At 74.2% G+C, this 578-nt stretch carries 1 protein-coding gene; it reads right to left on the reverse strand.

Annotated elements, in window-relative coordinates:
* Nucleotides 1-18: 18 nt before the first annotated feature.
* Nucleotides 19-578: AraC family transcriptional regulator (locus AC1D01_RS37980; protein WP_477875154.1), on the reverse strand; the 560-nt coding region annotated here is incomplete at its 5' end.

Consider the following 578-nt stretch of genomic DNA (forward strand, 5'->3'; position numbering starts at 1 on the left):
GAATAGATCAGCGCATCCCTAGGTGAAGAAGCGGCTCGGCGGCGCGCCCACCGAGCGGCGCACCATCGCGCTGAACGCGCTCGCGCTCGCATAGCCCAGCTCGGCCGCGATCACGCCCATCGGCTGCTTGCGCGCCGCCATCGACAAGGCCTTGGCCAGCAGCACCTGCTGGCGCCACTGGACGAAGGTGGTGCCGAGCTGCTGGCGGAACAGGCGCGCCACGGTGCGCGGGCTCGCGCCCGTGTCGCGTGCCCAGCCGTCGAGCGTGGCATGGCGTGTCGGATCGTCGAGCACCGCCTCGCACAGCGTGCGCAGCCGCTTGTCGGCCGGCAGGTCCACGCCCAGGCGCACCGGGCGAGCGCGGCGCAGCTCGTCGAGGATCAGCGCGGAGAGCCGCTGCTCGCGCTGCAGTTCACTGGCGCCGAGCGGCGGGCCGCCGTCGGGCTGCACGTTCATCTCGAGCACCAGCGCGCGCAGCAGCTCCGACACCTCGAGCACCCGGCATTGCCGCCACGGCGCCTGCTCGCCCGGCGCGACGCCCGGGCCGCTGCGCCCGCGCGGCTGCAGCAGGTACAGCG

Source organism: Rhizobacter sp. P3_B12 (assembly GCF_056402895.1).